The sequence below is a fragment of the Streptomyces roseirectus genome, from assembly GCF_014489635.1.
Lineage (GTDB): Bacteria > Actinomycetota > Actinomycetes > Streptomycetales > Streptomycetaceae > Streptomyces > Streptomyces roseirectus.
In genome coordinates, this window is record NZ_CP060828.1 from 2,029,307 (window position 1) to 2,043,260 (window position 13,954).

The 13,954-nt window shown below is 71.6% G+C and carries 15 protein-coding genes; 6 read left to right on the plus strand and 9 right to left on the minus strand.

Annotated features, from left to right (window positions below; translation table 11 throughout):
- The first annotated feature begins 89 nt into the window (after nt 1-89).
- Genes IAG44_RS08300 through IAG44_RS08310 form a run of 3 tightly spaced genes read left to right on the plus strand, consistent with a single transcriptional unit; the run spans nt 90 to nt 2,703 of the window.
- Nucleotides 90-1,088 (plus strand): ABC transporter ATP-binding protein, encoded by a 999-nt coding sequence (locus tag IAG44_RS08300; protein WP_187746480.1) that lies wholly within the window; start codon nt 90-92, stop codon nt 1,086-1,088.
- Complete coding sequence (locus tag IAG44_RS08305) at nt 1,085-1,885, plus strand: ABC transporter permease (RefSeq protein WP_187746481.1); 801 nt, start codon at nt 1,085-1,087, stop codon at nt 1,883-1,885. Before IAG44_RS08300 ends, IAG44_RS08305 begins: the two co-directional genes overlap by 4 nt.
- Before the next feature lie 5 nt (nt 1,886-1,890).
- Nucleotides 1,891-2,703, plus strand: a complete 813-nt coding sequence (locus tag IAG44_RS08310) for an ABC transporter permease (RefSeq protein ID WP_187746482.1) — start codon at nt 1,891-1,893, stop codon at nt 2,701-2,703.
- Here IAG44_RS08310 and IAG44_RS08315 read toward each other — a convergent pair.
- The 4 genes from IAG44_RS08315 to IAG44_RS08330 form a co-directional block, all read right to left on the minus strand.
- A complete protein-coding gene (locus IAG44_RS08315; protein WP_187746483.1) occupies nt 2,682-3,365 on the minus strand; it encodes a hypothetical protein in 684 nt (227 codons plus the stop codon). The genes IAG44_RS08310 and IAG44_RS08315 overlap by 22 nt on opposite strands.
- Before the next feature lie 65 nt (nt 3,366-3,430).
- Nucleotides 3,431-4,747 carry an MFS transporter gene (locus IAG44_RS08320; protein WP_187746484.1) on the minus strand — a complete coding sequence of 439 codons (1,317 nt, stop codon included), beginning with the start codon at nt 4,745-4,747 and terminating at the stop codon, nt 3,431-3,433.
- The gene (locus IAG44_RS08325; RefSeq protein ID WP_246561577.1) at nt 4,748-5,449 is read right to left on the minus strand and encodes an MFS transporter; all 702 of its coding nucleotides are present in this window, start codon (nt 5,447-5,449) and stop codon (nt 4,748-4,750) included.
- Complete coding sequence (locus IAG44_RS08330) at nt 5,446-6,036, minus strand: helix-turn-helix domain-containing protein (RefSeq protein ID WP_187746485.1); 591 nt, start codon at nt 6,034-6,036, stop codon at nt 5,446-5,448. Before IAG44_RS08330 ends, IAG44_RS08325 begins: the two co-directional genes overlap by 4 nt.
- A gap of 92 nt (nt 6,037-6,128) precedes the next feature.
- Here IAG44_RS08330 and IAG44_RS08335 point away from each other — a divergent pair, with 92 nt between their 5' ends.
- The 3 genes from IAG44_RS08335 (at nt 6,129) to IAG44_RS08345 (ending at nt 9,002) form a co-directional block, all read left to right on the plus strand.
- Nucleotides 6,129-6,335 carry a hypothetical protein gene (locus tag IAG44_RS08335; RefSeq protein WP_187746486.1) on the plus strand — a complete coding sequence of 69 codons (207 nt, stop codon included), beginning with the start codon at nt 6,129-6,131 and terminating at the stop codon, nt 6,333-6,335.
- 176 nt (nt 6,336-6,511) lie between these two features.
- Nucleotides 6,512-7,831: a jacalin-like lectin gene (locus tag IAG44_RS08340; protein ID WP_187746487.1), complete on the plus strand. Its 1,320-nt coding sequence runs from the start codon at nt 6,512-6,514 to the stop codon at nt 7,829-7,831.
- A 592-nt stretch (nt 7,832-8,423) separates the two neighbouring features.
- Nucleotides 8,424-9,002, plus strand: a complete 579-nt coding sequence (locus IAG44_RS08345) for a TetR/AcrR family transcriptional regulator (RefSeq protein ID WP_187746488.1) — start codon at nt 8,424-8,426, stop codon at nt 9,000-9,002.
- A 6-nt stretch (nt 9,003-9,008) separates the two neighbouring features.
- Here IAG44_RS08345 and IAG44_RS08350 read toward each other — a convergent pair whose 3' ends face one another.
- From IAG44_RS08350 to IAG44_RS08370, 5 genes are all read right to left on the minus strand, one after another.
- Nucleotides 9,009-9,215 (minus strand): VOC family protein, encoded by a 207-nt coding sequence (locus tag IAG44_RS08350; RefSeq protein WP_281404280.1) that lies wholly within the window; start codon nt 9,213-9,215, stop codon nt 9,009-9,011.
- Nucleotides 9,216-9,228: 13 nt separating this feature from the next.
- The gene (locus IAG44_RS08355; RefSeq protein WP_187746489.1) at nt 9,229-10,116 is read right to left on the minus strand and encodes a hypothetical protein; all 888 of its coding nucleotides are present in this window, start codon (nt 10,114-10,116) and stop codon (nt 9,229-9,231) included.
- Nucleotides 10,113-12,173: a hypothetical protein gene (locus tag IAG44_RS08360; protein WP_246561579.1), complete on the minus strand. Its 2,061-nt coding sequence runs from the start codon at nt 12,171-12,173 to the stop codon at nt 10,113-10,115. The genes IAG44_RS08355 and IAG44_RS08360 overlap by 4 nt, the downstream gene beginning before the upstream one ends.
- The gene (locus IAG44_RS08365) at nt 12,170-13,102 is read right to left on the minus strand and encodes a hypothetical protein (protein ID WP_187746490.1); all 933 of its coding nucleotides are present in this window, start codon (nt 13,100-13,102) and stop codon (nt 12,170-12,172) included. Before IAG44_RS08365 ends, IAG44_RS08360 begins: the two co-directional genes overlap by 4 nt.
- 94 nt (nt 13,103-13,196) lie before the next feature.
- The gene (locus IAG44_RS08370; RefSeq protein ID WP_246561581.1) at nt 13,197-13,919 is read right to left on the minus strand and encodes a Crp/Fnr family transcriptional regulator; all 723 of its coding nucleotides are present in this window, start codon (nt 13,917-13,919) and stop codon (nt 13,197-13,199) included.
- Nucleotides 13,920-13,954 lie beyond the last annotated feature (35 nt).

A 13,954-nucleotide genomic window follows, 5' to 3' on the forward strand; every position in this document is an offset into this window, starting at 1 on the left:
CCGGCCTCGGCCGTGCGCCCAGCCCCCCTCCCCCGCCCTTCTCGTCTCCCCCTGTGTAACCGTCCCCGTGTTGTATGGAGGCTCATCGAGTGAGCGGCAGCATCGAGGTGCGCGGGCTGTCCCGCACCTTCCACACCACCGTCCGCCGGCCCGGTTTCGCGGGCGCCCTGCGTTCGCTGGTCGACCCCGAGCGGGTCGTCAAGCACGCCGTCTCGGACATCACCTTCGACGTCGCCGAGGGTGAACTCCTCGCCCTGCTGGGCCCGAACGGCGCGGGCAAGTCCACCACCATCAAGATGCTCACCGGCATCCTCACGCCCACCGCGGGCGAGGCGCGGGTCGCGGGCGTCGTGCCGTACCGGGAGCGGGAGCGCAACGCCCGCAACATCGGGGCGGTGTTCGGGCAGCGCACCCAGCTGTGGTGGGACCTGCCGGTGCGCGAGTCGTTCCAGATCCTGCGGGACATCTACGAGGTCCCCAAGGCCGAACACGCGGCGCGGCTCGCGGAGTTCGACGACCTGCTCGACCTGTCGTCGTTCTGGGACACCCGGGTGCGCCACCTCTCGCTGGGCCAGCGGGTGCGCTGCGACCTCGCGGCGGCGCTGCTGCACGATCCGGCGGTCGTCTTCCTCGACGAGCCGACGATCGGCATGGACGTCGTCGTCAAGGAACAGGTCCGGGAGTTCCTGCGGCACCAGGTCGAACAGCGGGGCCGTACCGTCCTGTTGACGACGCACGACATGACGGAGGTCGAACGGCTCGCGGAGCGCGTGGTGTTGATCAACCACGGGCGGCTGGTCCTCGACGGGCCGCTGGAGGACATCCGGCGCAAGTTCGGCTCGACCTGGCAGGTGCGGGCGACCCTCGCGGATCCGCACACCGAGGTGACGGCGTTGCGCGGGATAGCCGTCGTGGGGCGTGAGGGTCCGCAGGTCGTGTTCGGGCCCGACGGGCCGGACGCGCCGACCGTGCACCAGGCGCTGAAGGCGGTCATCGAGCGGTACGAGGTGACGGACATCGCGCTCGACGAGGCCGACCTCGAAGACGTCATGCGGGCCGCGTACGTGCACACGGAGGACGGGCGATGAGCTCCTTCGCGTGGCGGGCCGCGCGGGTCACCCCGCTGGGCGAGCTGTACTCGCCGCCCCGGATGACGGGGGCGCTGCTGCGGCTGACCGTGCAGATCGTGCTCGTCGCCTCGCTGTGGCACGGCCTCTACTCGAACAACGGCACGACCGCCGGGCTCGACCGGGGGCAGGCGATCACGTACGCGGTGCTCGCCGTACTCAGCTCGCGGATCCGGGAGCTGGACCAGTACTCGGGGCGCGACACCGTCCAGCAGCACATGCACTTCGGGACGATCGTGTACTGGTGGATGCGGCCGACGCCGCCCCGGCGCTACTACGCGTTGCGGGCGCTGGGCGAGCAACTGTACGGGTTCGCCTGGGCGTTGGCGGGCTACGCGGTCTGTCTCGCGGCCGGTGTGGTGGATCCGCCCAAGTCGGCTGCCGTGGCGGGGGTGTTCGTGCTGAGCCTCGTCCTCGGGCAGTGGATCCTCTACTACATCATGCTGGTCATCGACCAGTGGTGCTTCTGGGCGCTGCGCAACGGGGCGGCCCTGCTGATCCTGGTCTTCGCGCAGAACCTGCTCTCCGGGGTGTACGCGCCGCTGTGGTTCTTCCCCGACTGGTTCGTGACCCTCAGCTCCTTTCTGCCGTTCCAGGCGACGCTGAGCGTGCCGCTCTCCCTCTACATCGGCCGCATCCCCCTGTCCGACGCCGGCTTCCAACTCGCCGTCCAGGCGGGCTGGGTGGCCCTGCTGGCCCTGTTCACCCGGTTCCTGTGGGCGCGGGCCGCCCGCCGGGTCATCGCGCAAGGAGGCTGATCCGCATGTCCTCAGCGGTCAAGGCGGCGCGGATCGTCTGGCGCGTCACGCGTCTCAACTTCCGCGCGCAGCTCGAATACCGCGCCGAGTTCCTTCTCATGATCGTCATCGGCGCGGTCTGGCAGGTCTCGGTGATCGTCTTCGCGACCGTCCTGCTCACCCGGTTCACCGGCATGGGCGGCTGGGACAGCCGTGACGTCCTCATGATCCCCGCGATCCGCATGCTGGCCCACGGGCTCTTCGTCCTCTTCCTCGGACGCGTCCACGGCATCGGGCGGTTCATCCAGGAGGGGAAGATCGATGCGTACCTGCTGCGGCCGTTGCCGGTGTACCGGCAGGTGCAGCTGGAGTACTTCCCTACCAACGCGATCGGTGATCTCACCGTCGCCGTCGGGCTGATGGTCGGGGCGCTCAGCCGCAGCCACCTCGACTGGGACCTCGCCCGGGTCGGCTACCTCATCGCCGCCGTGCTCGGCGGGATGCTCCTTGAGGCGGCCCTGTTCACCCTCGTCGCCTGCGCGTCTCTGCGCTTTCCCGCCGCCGACTACTGGGGGCGCTGGCTGGAGGAACTCCTCGGCACGTTCGGGAGCTACCCCCTCAACGTCCTCCCCAAGGCGGTGGGCGGGTTCCTCACGTACGGGCTTCCGCTGGCGTTCGTCGCGTACTTCCCGGCCGCCGTGCTGACGGGGCACGGGCATGGGACCGTCGTGCCGTACTGGGTGGCGGCGGTGTCTCCCGTGCTGGGGTTGCTCGCGTATCTCGGGACCCGGGTGTTGTGGAGGTGGAGTCTGCGGCACTACAGCGGGGTGAACGCGTAAGGGGTTGGTTCCGGGCGGGCGTCGCGTAGGCGGGCCGGCTGGTCGTGCGGGCCGTCCTCGGGGGCGGGCTGTTGATGCCGGTCGGCATGGCGATGGTGCTCGCGCCGGCCGACCGGGGGCGGTTCGGGCGGACGATGGCACTGGTCGGGCTGCCCGTCCTGGCACTGGATCTTCCTCGTCAACCTGCCCGTGGGCGCCCTGGCGTCGGGGCTCGCCGCGCGGCTGCTGGTCCCCGACGCGCCCCGCGCCGACGCCGTGCCCCAACGGGACGTGCGGGGGCTGGTGTTGCCGCCGCCGGGGTTGGCCCTGCTGCTGTTCGGGCTCGCCTGTTGGATCTGCGGCTGTTGGGGGACCGGACGTTCGCCCTCGGGATCGGGACGCTCGCGCTGTTCGCCTGCGGGTACTTCGGCTCGGCGCCGCTCGGGCCCATGTACTGGCAGGGGGTGCGGAGTTGGGGCGCGGAGCGTGGACAAAGTGTCGCCCCGCGCGATGATCGTGTCGGGCGCGGTGCCGGCGTCGGCCGGAATGGCGGCCACCGGGACGCAGATGGGCGTCGAGGGGGTGGCCGCCTGGCGGGTGACCGCGGCGTTGGCGGTGATGGGGGTCGGGGTCAGGATGGTGATGATGCCGACGATGACCGTCGCGAGCCGGGAACTGCCCAAGGACCGGATGGGCGCGGCCAGTACGGCTCTGACGATCGATCAGCAGGTGGCGGCGTCCGTGGGGGTCAGCCCTTCGGGGTTTCGGACGGTGTTTCTGGTGGCGGCGCCGCTGTCCGCGCCGGCCGTGGTTCCGGCGCTGCGGCTGCCGGGACGGCGCGACGGTCGCGGCCCGCGCGCCGGATCGGCGTGAACAGGGCCGTCCCCGCGATCAGCACGCAGCAGACCCCGGCCACCGCCGCGACCGGCGCCGTGCCGTGCCGTTCCGCGAGCCAGGTGAGGACGGCCGCCCCGATCGGCGCCGCCGAGTACTGGAGCGTCCAGAACGCGGACGTCACCCGCCCCAGCAGGGGTTCGGGCGTCACCTCCTGACGCAGGGACACCGAGCAGGTCCCGCCGATGGCGATGGAGGCGAGGAACAGGGCGGTGAGGACGGCGACTTGGGCGACACCGGCGAACCCGAGACCGGCCACCGCGAGGCCGGCCACCGCGACGGACGCCGTCCACACCGGCCCGAACCCGAGCCGGCGGCGCAGCCGGGCGACCAGCAGGGAGCCGGTCACCGTGCCCAGCGCGCCGACCGCCATCACCGCCCCGACGGTGCCGTTGTCACGGCCGAGGTCGTGCTTGAGGTGGTAGATCACCAAGTCGGTCAGGCCGAGGGTCATGAAACTGAACAGGCACAGCAGCACGGTGAGCGACCGCAGCACCGGATGGCGGCAGAGGAACCCCACCCCGGCCGTCAAGTCCCGCCAGATACCGGGCCGTTCGGCGCCACGGCCGGCAACTCCCTTCAGCCGTACGGCGAAGAGGCACGCGGCGGAGACGCCGAAGCTGGCCGCGTCCACGCCCACGGCGGCGGCCGGCCCCGTCCACGCGGCGAGCGCGCCCGCGCCGAGCGGGCCGAGGACGCCCGCTGCCGCCGCCGTCGCGTTGAGCCGGCCGTTGGCCTCGGTGAGGCGGGTGGTGCCGACGAGGCCGCGGACGGCGGTGACGTAACCGACCGCGAAGAGCATGCCGATCGCCTCGCACAGCGGCAACACGACGTACAGCAGCCAGACTTGGGGTCCCGCGAGCCACACCAGGGGGATCAGGCCGTACAGCGCCGCGCGGGCGAGGTCGCAGCCGATGAGGAGCTTGCGGCGGTCGACACGGTCGACGATCGCGCCCGCGAAGACCGCCGAGAGCACCAGGGCCGCGCCGCCCGCCGCCGTCAGCAGGCCCATGCCGGCGATCGAACCGGTGGCTTCGAGGACGAGCAGCGGGAGGGCGACGAGCGCGAAGGAGTCGCCGAGGACGGAGAGGGTCTGGGCGATCCAGAAGGTGGCGAAGTCCCGCTGTCTCCACAGGGGTTGGCCGGCGTCCGGACCGAGCTTCTGGTTCATTCAGCCGGCTCCCTGCATCGTTCGCGGTGTGGGGATCGCCTGCGGCTCGCGCATCCCCGGTATCGGTGAGACCAGCAGCCACAGCACCGCCAGCGCGCCCAGGGGCCGGACCCCGTGGTTGACGGTCATGTACGCCCCGGTGACCCTCGCCCGCATCCCCTCCGAAACGGCCCCCACCTGAAGGGAGTTGAGGTTCACGTCGAACAGCATGACACCGAGGAACGAGAGGAAAAGGGCGCCGGCGAGACAGCCCGCCGCGACCATCGGCGGGCCCCCGGCCGCCGCGCACAGAGCCAACGGCAGCGGGAAGAGAACCGAGCCGATCACGACGCTCCGGCCCGCGCCGATCCGCCGCGTCAGCGCCGGTGCGAGGAACGCGCCCACGAGCGCGCCGACCCCGAACGCCGTCCCGATGACATCCGGCGCGAGGCCCCGTTCCCGGTCGGCGAACAGCACCGGTTCCCCGAGCGCACACCGGATGACCTCCCGGATGTGCCGGCCCCCCTTCGTCGGCGGGACGAGGCGCGCGAACACGGTGGACGACGCGCCGGTGACGAGGGCGACCTGGGCGGTGGTGGTGTGGAGGGTGGTCGCGGCGGTCAGGGGGATGGCCGACTCGGATATTCGCTCGCCGAGTCGGGAGGTCGTCTGGGCGGTCCAGAGGCGACGGAAGTCGGGGTTGCGCCCCAGGAGGCCGGTCACTGTCCGGGGGATTCGGGAAGTTCAGGCAGGAAGTTGGTCAACAGCCTTACCTGCCTGGCGTCCTGTGGTCGCTCGTCCGGCGTGCGGTGCACGTACGGGGCGATCAGTTCCTCGAACGCGTCGCGCAGGGCGGCCAGTTCGTCCGACGTGACGGCGATCCGTGTGTTCAGGCCGCCCGCCAGTGCGACCCACTCCGGCTCCAGTTCCGGCGCGGTCTCCTCCAGCCAGCGCAGGGGGAGTTCGGCGACGCGTGCGTAGATCTCGCCGGCGAGCAGGTGTGCGGCCGAGCGGCCCTCGCCGTCCGGCGGGACCGTGAGCCGGAAACCGCGCGCGGCCGACTCCCACCGCCGCTCCCTGCCGTCGGTGCCGCCCTCCGCGTCCCGCACCAGCCCGAACCCGGCGAGGTGGCGCAGATGCCAGCTCGTGACGGACGGCGTCGCCCCGACGTGCGGCGACAGTTGCGAGGCGGTGGCGGGGCCGTGGCGCTGGAGCCGTTCCAGGACGGCGAGGCGGACGGGGTGGGCCAGGGCGCGCATCGCCTTGGGGTCGGTGATCTGGAGGTCGCCGAGGCGATTTCCTGAGTCCATGGTCTGAGAGTGTTCTCTCAGAAACTGTGAGAGTCAACTCTCAGGAATGTCCGGTTGCGCGGGCCTGCCGGGGCGCGTGCACCATGACCTGCGTGAACACCTCCTCCGGCCGTACGGTCCAACTCGGCGAGCACCCCGTGTGGGACGCCGCCCTCGCCCTCCTCAACCGCGAGCGGGTGTACGTGGTGATGCCGGACGGCACCTGGCACGGCAACGACCTCCCGAGCGGCTGTGGGAGGTGTGGCCGGTGTGCGATAGGTGAGTCGATACCCCGTCACAGAAAGCGGCGGGAGCGGTGAAAAGAGCGGAAACGGCGCGCGGCGTGGCCACCGGTTGCTCACAGTTTCCCTGCGGTTCGCTCTTGCCCCTTGTGCGCGGCACCGGTCGCCTCCAACCTGAGCATTGCTCAATTCTCTTTACGCCTCGACGCCCATCCCTTTTCCCTTTCTTTTCGTCGACCGGAGACTCCCCCACCATGAGACGCATCATCGGCACCCTCACGGCGGCCGCCCTCGGCCTCGCCGGGCTGACCGTGGCCACGGCGGCGCCCGCGCAGGCGGCGACGTCGGGGACGTTCAACGTCCTGACGTACAACGTCGCGGGCCTGCCGGAGCCCCTGAGTTCGAGCAAGCCGGCGACCAACACCCCGTTGATCTCGCCCCGGTTGGGGGCCTACGACATCGTCAACGTGCAGGAGGACTTCAACTACCACGCTGCGCTGTACGAGCGCGACGACCACCCGTACCGCACGCCGACGAGCGGCGGCGTGCCGTTCGGGGACGGGCTCAACACGCTCTCCGACCTGCCGTTCGAGGACTTCGAGCGGGTCCGCTGGAACAGCTGCACCGGCACCAACTGCCTGACCCCGAAGGGCTTTTCGCTGGCCCGGGTGCGGCTCGCGGAGGGCGCCTTCGTGGACCTCTACAACGTCCACACCAACGCGGACTCCACCGAGGACGCGCTCGCCGCGCGGCGCGCCAACATCACGCAGCTCTCCGACTTCATCCGGGCCAACTCGGCGGGCAACGCGGTGATCGTGATGGGCGACACGAACACGCGCTACACCCGCAGCGGGGACAACATCCGCACGCTGACCTCGGTGAACGGCCTCACCGACGCGTGGGTCCAGCTCGTCAGGGGCGGGACGGCGCCGACGCAGGGCGCGGACGCGCTGGTCTGCCCGACGAGCGCGCCGCCGAACACCTGCGAGGTCGTCGACAAGGTCCTGTACCGCGGCAGCAAGCTGATCGACCTCTCGGCGACCCGCTACAACAACGACTGGGCGAAATTCCTCGACTCCGCCGGCGGCAACCTCTCCGACCACTTCCCGCACGCCGTCGACTTCACGTACACCCTCAACTCGGCAGTCCGGGCAAGCGACTTCTTCGGCGGTCCGCACGGCACGGCCTTCAACGACGCGGACGATCTGCCGGCCGCGCCCGCGCCCCGCACGCTCACCCTGCGCGGCGACGCCCGCCTCGACGCCCTCTCCCTGACCCACGCGGACGGCACCGCCCTCACGCACGGCGGCACCGGCGGCACGGCGACGTCCCTCACGCTCACGGCGGGCGAACACCTCACCTCCGTCAAGCTGACACAGGGTCAGAAGGACGGCCACACGCGGATCTTCTCCGCCGACTTCGGTACGGACAAGGGGCGTTCCCTCTCCGCCGGGACAGCGACCTCGGACACCCGGACCTTCACCGCGCCGGCCGGGTGGCAGATCGTCGGCTTCACCGGGCGGGCCGGGGCCGAGGTGGACAAGCTGGGGGTGCTGTACGCGCCGATCAAGTGAGGCGCGGAGTCGTCGGCCTGAGGGGGCGCGGGCGGCGGACGGGATCGCCGTGAGCGGCCGGGGACCTGGGCGGCGCGAGCAGCCGGGGACCTGGAGGGCGCGAGCGGCCGAGGACCTCGGCGGCGCGAGCAGCCGGGGACCTGGAGGGCGCGAGCGGCCGAGGACCTCGGCGGCGCGAGCAGCCGGGGACCTGGAGGGCGCGAGCGGCCGAGGACCTCGGCGGCGCGAGCAGCCGGGGACCTGGGCGGCGCGAGCGGCCGAGGACCTCGGCGGCGCGAGCGGCCGGGAGCCTGGGCGGCGTGAGCCGTCGTGGGTCGGCGCGGGCGGCCGAGGGGTGCCTCAGCCTCGGTGAGCCCGACGCGAGCTGTCGCGGACGGCCGGGAGTCGCCGTGAACCGCCGCGCCCCCTGGTGAACCGCCGTGAGCTGCGGCGAGCCGGCGCGGTGTCTTCGTCCTCGGCGCCCTGAGGGAGTCCCCGGCACCCCCGGCGTCCTGAGGGTGTCCCCGGCGCTCCCGGCGTCCCCGGCGTCCCCGGCGTCCCCGGGAGCCTAGGTGTCCTAGGATCCCGCCTAGGACATGGACGGAGGTGCCGCGTGGCGCGTGCGGGGATCACGGTCGACCGGCTCGTGGAGGCCGCCGCCGAGCTGGCCGACGAGGTGGGGTTCGAGAACGTCACCCTGTCCGCGCTGGCCCGGCGGTTCGGCGTCAAGGACGCGAGCCTCTACTCGCACGTCAAGAACCTCCAGGAACTGCGCACCCGCCTCGCGTTCCTGGCCGGCGCCGAGATGATCGACCTCATCGCGACGGCGGTCGCGGGGCGCGCCGGCAAGGACGCACTGGTCGCGTTCGCGGACGCCTACCGCGCGTACGCCCGGCGCCACCCCGGCCGCTACGCCGCCACCCAGATCCGCGTCGACCAGGACCTCGTCGCCCAGGCCCCCGCCCTGCGCCGCACCGCCGACATCACCTACGGCATGCTCCGCGCGTACGGCCTCGAAGAGCCCGACCTCACCGACGCCGTCCGCCTCCTGCGCAGCACCTTCCACGGCTACTGCGTCCTGGAGGCGTCCGGCGGCTTCGGCGCCTCCCGCGACGTCCAGGAATCCTGGGACCGAGCGGTCGCCGCACTCCACTCGGCCCTGGTCAACTGGCCCCGCAGAGAGGACCGTTAGCGTTCCTCACACCACCCGTTCGGCCGCGCTGCGCTCCACACGGAACTCGTTGCCCTCGGGAACGGCGATGAAGAGGACCCCGGCGCCTTCGATGAGGGCTTCGGGGTCACCGGGACGGCACTCCTCGTGGACGGGTTGGCCGAGGACCTGGGACCAGAAGCTGGCGAGGGCGTAGGCGTCATGGCAGTCGATTCTCACACCGGCGACAGCCACCGCCGGGTCGGGATCACCAAGTGGGCCGACGGGCCTCGCCGTTCACCCCGCCCGGTACAGGGCGCCCCACCGCCAGCAACCGGTCCCGCAGCATCTCCGAGAGTTCCTGCCGTTCCTGCTGGGTGAGCGTGCCGAGCAGGCCCGCCATGTCCTCCTGCCAGTTCCCTTCCGGGCGTAGGAGTTTCTGGTGGCTGACCGACCACTCCAGCACCCGCCCGACCTCTTCCGGTCGGCGCGCCAGCCAGAGCGCGGCCAATGATGCCGGGCCGTCACGCAGGACGCGCAGGCAGAAGTCGTATTCTTCGCGCGGGAGTACGGACCAGGAGTGCGCCGGAATCTGGCCGGGCTGCCCCAGGCTCAGTTCACCGGAGCCCTCGGCGCCGTACACGTCCACGAGACGGTAGGTCAGACCGACGTCGTCCAACATGAAGGAGTCGGCGGCCAGTTGGTGCATCACGCTCGCCGCGCTCACGTCGGACTCGCCGGAACCGGCCAGCGCGCGCAGTCGCCGGTCGAGGTCGGCGCGTACGGCGCTCCAGCCCTCCTTCGTGCCCGAGCGCACGGTCCGCGCGGGGTCGTGGACCCACCACAGCACCCTGGCGTCCACCGACTCCGCGCCGTACATCGTGGGCAACGTGACGCGCCTGGTGCCGAGTTGTTCGTCGAGACGGACGTGGAACGCCGCGTCGTACCGGCCCAGCAGGGACGGCGCCGGTTCTTCGGTGATGCGGCTGAGTTCGTCGACGGGGGTCGACTTCCGGTGCGGGGCGCCCAGTACGCGGTATCTGTGGTCGGGTGTCCTCAGGACGAGCGCCCGGTCCCGCCGTCCGGACCAGCGCTGGCCGAGGAGTTCGCGCCAGGGGGAACGGGGGGCGACGGTGTAGACGGGGGTGTCGGTCATCTCGGGGTCCCTTCCGGTGCCGGTGAACTGGCGCCCGCACGCCAGGCGTTGAGTGCGCGGCGGGCGGTGTCCCGGCCCGCGAGGTCGGGGGCCGAATGGCGGTCGATCTCGACGAAGAGCCGCAGGGTGCCGTGGCGCATGTCGCGGGCGAGGTGGTCGAAGAGCGTGGTCACGGCCTGGGCCCTGCGCTCGTTCCAGGTGCCCTCGCGGCACCAGCTCAGCAGGGCGCCCCCGGTGGGCCCGAACGAGGCGTCCCGGTCCAGGGCCCGGCGTACGAGGTCCACGATCGGCGCACTGAACTCCCCCTCGCCCAGCAGCTCTTCCCCGAACCACTCGCCGCCGTGCAGCAGCGAGGGCAGGACGGCGAACGCGAGGTCCGCCTCCCATTCCGGGTCGGCGTCGGCCCAGCCGAGGACGCACCGGAAGACCATCGGCCGGGTGTCCTCCGTGAAGAGTTCGGCCAGGGCGGCGCGGATCGCCCGGTTGACGTGCCGTTCCTCCTCGTCGGACTGCGGTGATCTGGGCAGCCCGCGCAGCAGGGACAGCGCGAGGTCGGGCCTCGCCAGCCCGAAGCGGGTGCCGCAGGCGTGGGCGACGGTGGTGCGCCGCTGCCAGCCGGCACGCCGACTCCAGTCGGTGAGACGGTACTTGACCTCGGTCGCGAGCACCGGGTCGTCGGCGGCCATGCCCAGCGCGTGCGCGGCGATACGCCTGCCGGTGCCGGTGTCGGAGCCCGCGAGGGTCGAGATGTGTCCCAGGGCCCGCCGTCCGCCGCCCCATCCCGCCGCGAGGCCCATCACGTGCCCGGCCGGCGTGGCCAGTTCGGAGTCGTCCTTCACCCCTTCGAGCCAGGCGGTGAGGACGACGGACAGTCTGCCGTACTCCCGCCACACGTGCCGCAGGACTGTCTCGGCCTTCCGGTGCCGGGTGAAGCGCACCGGCTCCACGGCGTAGGTGAAGCCGCTCGCCGTGCGGATCTCCTTCGGCGCGCACTGGGCCCGGACGGTGCGCAGCAGGTCGTCCAGCGAGCGTCGGAAGACGAACCGCGGGTTGTCGCGCGGGACTTCGGAGGAGCCTTCGGTCGCCGGGAGGAGCGCGGCGAGCTGTCCGTCGGCGACCTCCAGGAGCCGGTCCGCCTCCTCCCGTACGACGCGGTGGTCAAGGCCCTCGAAGACGCACGCGGCCATGAGGAAGGCGAGGCCGTCGGGGTCGTCGCGCAACGTGTCGATCAGTTCCGGTGCTTCGTCCTCGGCGAGGAAGCTGAGGCGGCTGCGGATGTCCTCGCCTTCCTGGTCCGGGCCGGTCAACAGGGCGACGAGTTCGGCGACTTCGGCGGGGACCAGCTCCGGTGCGAGCAGCTCGTCGACGAGGCCCGGTTCGAGGCGTTCCAGGAAGGCGGCCCGTTGTCCGGCGTCCGGGATCTCCGCTTCCAGGCGGGCGTCGAACACGGCCCGAGGCGGCGGCGGTTCGCAGCGGACGGGGGTCAGGTGCAGGTCGCGTTCGACGCGGCGCAGGAGTTCGGGGTCGTCGGGGAGGATGATCACCATGCTGGCCCGCTCGGTGCGCAGGCGGTCGCGCAGGTTGCCCAGGACGGCGGGCTTGAGCGGCTGAGTGGGGACGAGCCCGTCGACCAGGTAGCCGAGGGTTCCTTTGTTCTTGGGCTGCCAGAGGTCGAGGTCCGTGCTTCCGTCGACGGCCCTGAAGTTCAGTCCGCCTCCGGTGTGCCGGCGCAGCAGGTTGAGCGCCGCCGTGCGGCGGCCCGTGCGGGGTGCGCCGGTCAGAAACAGGACTCCGGTGCCGAGTTGCGCCAACGCGGCGGGAAACCAAGGGGGTTCGGCGAATCCGCGTTCGGCCTCCAGGATCTCCAGGGAGGAGATGGGCCCTTCCAGGGCCTCGATGCGCTGGGTCTGCGTCGCCGTGATCCCGCTCTGTACCCGCTGACCGCCGTTCACCGTACCGGTGTTGATGTTCGCGTAGGACGCGTAGATGACGGAGCGGGCGTCGGCGGGCAGGTCGTCCGTGTCGTCGTACCCGTCGTTCTCCCCGAGCGCGTTCACCGCGACCCCGTGTTCTTGTCGCCCTGCACGGTGTCGCCGAGATTGCCGTGCACGGTGCCCACCTTGTGTCCGCCGACCTGGTCCCCGCCGACATGGCTGACGTTCTGGTCCCCGCCGACGTTGCTGACGTGCTGACCGCCGTGCACCGTACCGCTGTTGACGTTTCCGTGGTCCGCGCGCTGGATCACCTTCCCGCCCCGCCGCCCCTTCGCCCGCTCCTGCGGCACGGCCTTCTGCTGGTCGTCCACCACGTGGTCCCCGAGGATGCGGCGGTCGTAGAGGTTCCCGGAGGGGGCGGGGATGTAGAGCCAGGCGCGTTGCGCGAAGCGCTTGCCCTCGACCGTGGCGGGGACTTCGATGAAGTGGTCGGGGTGGCGGCCGGTGTAGCCGCTGGCCACCGCGTCCTCGAAGCAGCGGTCGGAGACGATCGCCGCCACCTGGGTGATGTTCTCGCTGGAGGCCGCGAGCATCGCCTTCACCGGGCGGGAGTCGAGCAGCCGGTGGGTGTCGTTGCGGGGTGTGCCGTTGCCGTCGAACTCCTCGCCGGAGTCGGGCAGCGGGCCGATGTGGAGGCTGACGCGCAGGCGCAGACCCGCGACTCCGTTGGAGTGGACGTTGAACTCGGTGAGGATGTCCTGGAGTTGGTGCAGCCAGGGGTGGATGACGAAGGGCATGGCCGCCGGGTCGAACCCGAACACGTAGCCGTCGCCGGTGGAGTTGGGGAAGCGGCGGTCGTTCCACAGCTCGTCGAGGCCGGACCGCTCCAGTGACATCCTGAGGAGCTGGGGGATGTTGCGGCTGATGGTGCCGTGCTCGATGGCGGGGTGGCCGGTGAAGTCCTTGGCGTCGACGGCGACGATGCCCCGGTAGGGCGGGAGTGCACGGCTGCGGCTGTACGGGGACGCGGTGGGCACGGGCAGGTCGGACATGGTCTTCCTCTCGGATTCCTGAAGTGGGTCTGTCGGCCGGGCACTTCGAGAATCCGGGAAAGCGCTCGGGTCACCTGCTGCCCGAGTGCAGCAATCAGGTGACGCGGGTCACATTCGAGTGGTGTGACGGCGTCTCTCGCGCGGCGAACCGGCGCAGGGCGGGCAGGTCCCCGATCTCGATCCCGCCCCGGCCTCTGACGCGTACGGCCCCGAAGACCGGCTCCTGGGCGATCAGGCGGCCGACGGTGTTGCGGGACATCTTCAGATGTTGGGCCAAGTCCATGACGCTCAAGGGGAGTTCGACACCCTCCCGGACGCACGGACCGGGCCAGTACGAGATGTCGGCGATGCGCACGAGCGCCCCGGCAACCCGTTGCGGCGCCTCACCGGTGTGACGCCCCTCGGTGGTCTCACGAACCCGGATGATGGCGTGCCGTTCGAGGTGCGGGGCGAGCCGGTGGTCGTCGACGAACCGGCCGAACCGGGCCGCCGGCATGACCGCGACCCGGCAGGGGTCGAGCGTCTCCACACTCGCGAGCCGTCCACCCCCGCCCCGCACGGCCATCTCGCCGAGCAGTTCCCCCGGCCCCCGGAACGCCAACAGGTCCTTCGCGCCGTCGCGTTCGGCCCTGACGACCTTGGTCAGCCCGCTGAGCAGCACCAGTACATGCGAACCGTCCTCCCCTTGCCGCAGCAGGACGTCGCGGGCGGGGTGGAGGCGTTCGTGCGCGCCCTCCAGCAGTGCCGCCCAGACCCCCTCCCCCACGATGTGCCGCAGGGTGCGCCCCTCCCAGCCGGGGTGTGCCACGTCGCTCATGACACCGACCTTAGAATCAATTCGCCGGTGCCGCA

Bases quoted from the DNA above. Each gene is read 5' to 3' on its own strand.
- IAG44_RS08305 (WP_187746481.1), top strand. From the start codon at position 1,085: ATGAGCTCCTTCGCGTGGCGGGCCGCGCGGGTCACCCCGCTGGGCGAG.
- IAG44_RS08310 (WP_187746482.1), top strand. From the start codon at position 1,891: ATGTCCTCAGCGGTCAAGGCGGCGCGGATCGTCTGGCGCGTCACGCGT.
- IAG44_RS08320 (WP_187746484.1), bottom strand. From the start codon at position 4,747: ATGAACCAGAAGCTCGGTCCGGACGCCGGCCAACCCCTGTGGAGACAG.
- IAG44_RS08330 (WP_187746485.1), bottom strand. From the start codon at position 6,036: ATGGACTCAGGAAATCGCCTCGGCGACCTCCAGATCACCGACCCCAAG.
- IAG44_RS08340 (WP_187746487.1), top strand. From the start codon at position 6,512: ATGAGACGCATCATCGGCACCCTCACGGCGGCCGCCCTCGGCCTCGCC.
- IAG44_RS08355 (WP_187746489.1), bottom strand. From the start codon at position 10,116: ATGACCGACACCCCCGTCTACACCGTCGCCCCCCGTTCCCCCTGGCGC.
- IAG44_RS08365 (WP_187746490.1), bottom strand. From the start codon at position 13,102: ATGTCCGACCTGCCCGTGCCCACCGCGTCCCCGTACAGCCGCAGCCGT.
- IAG44_RS08370 (WP_246561581.1), bottom strand. From the start codon at position 13,919: ATGAGCGACGTGGCACACCCCGGCTGGGAGGGGCGCACCCTGCGGCAC.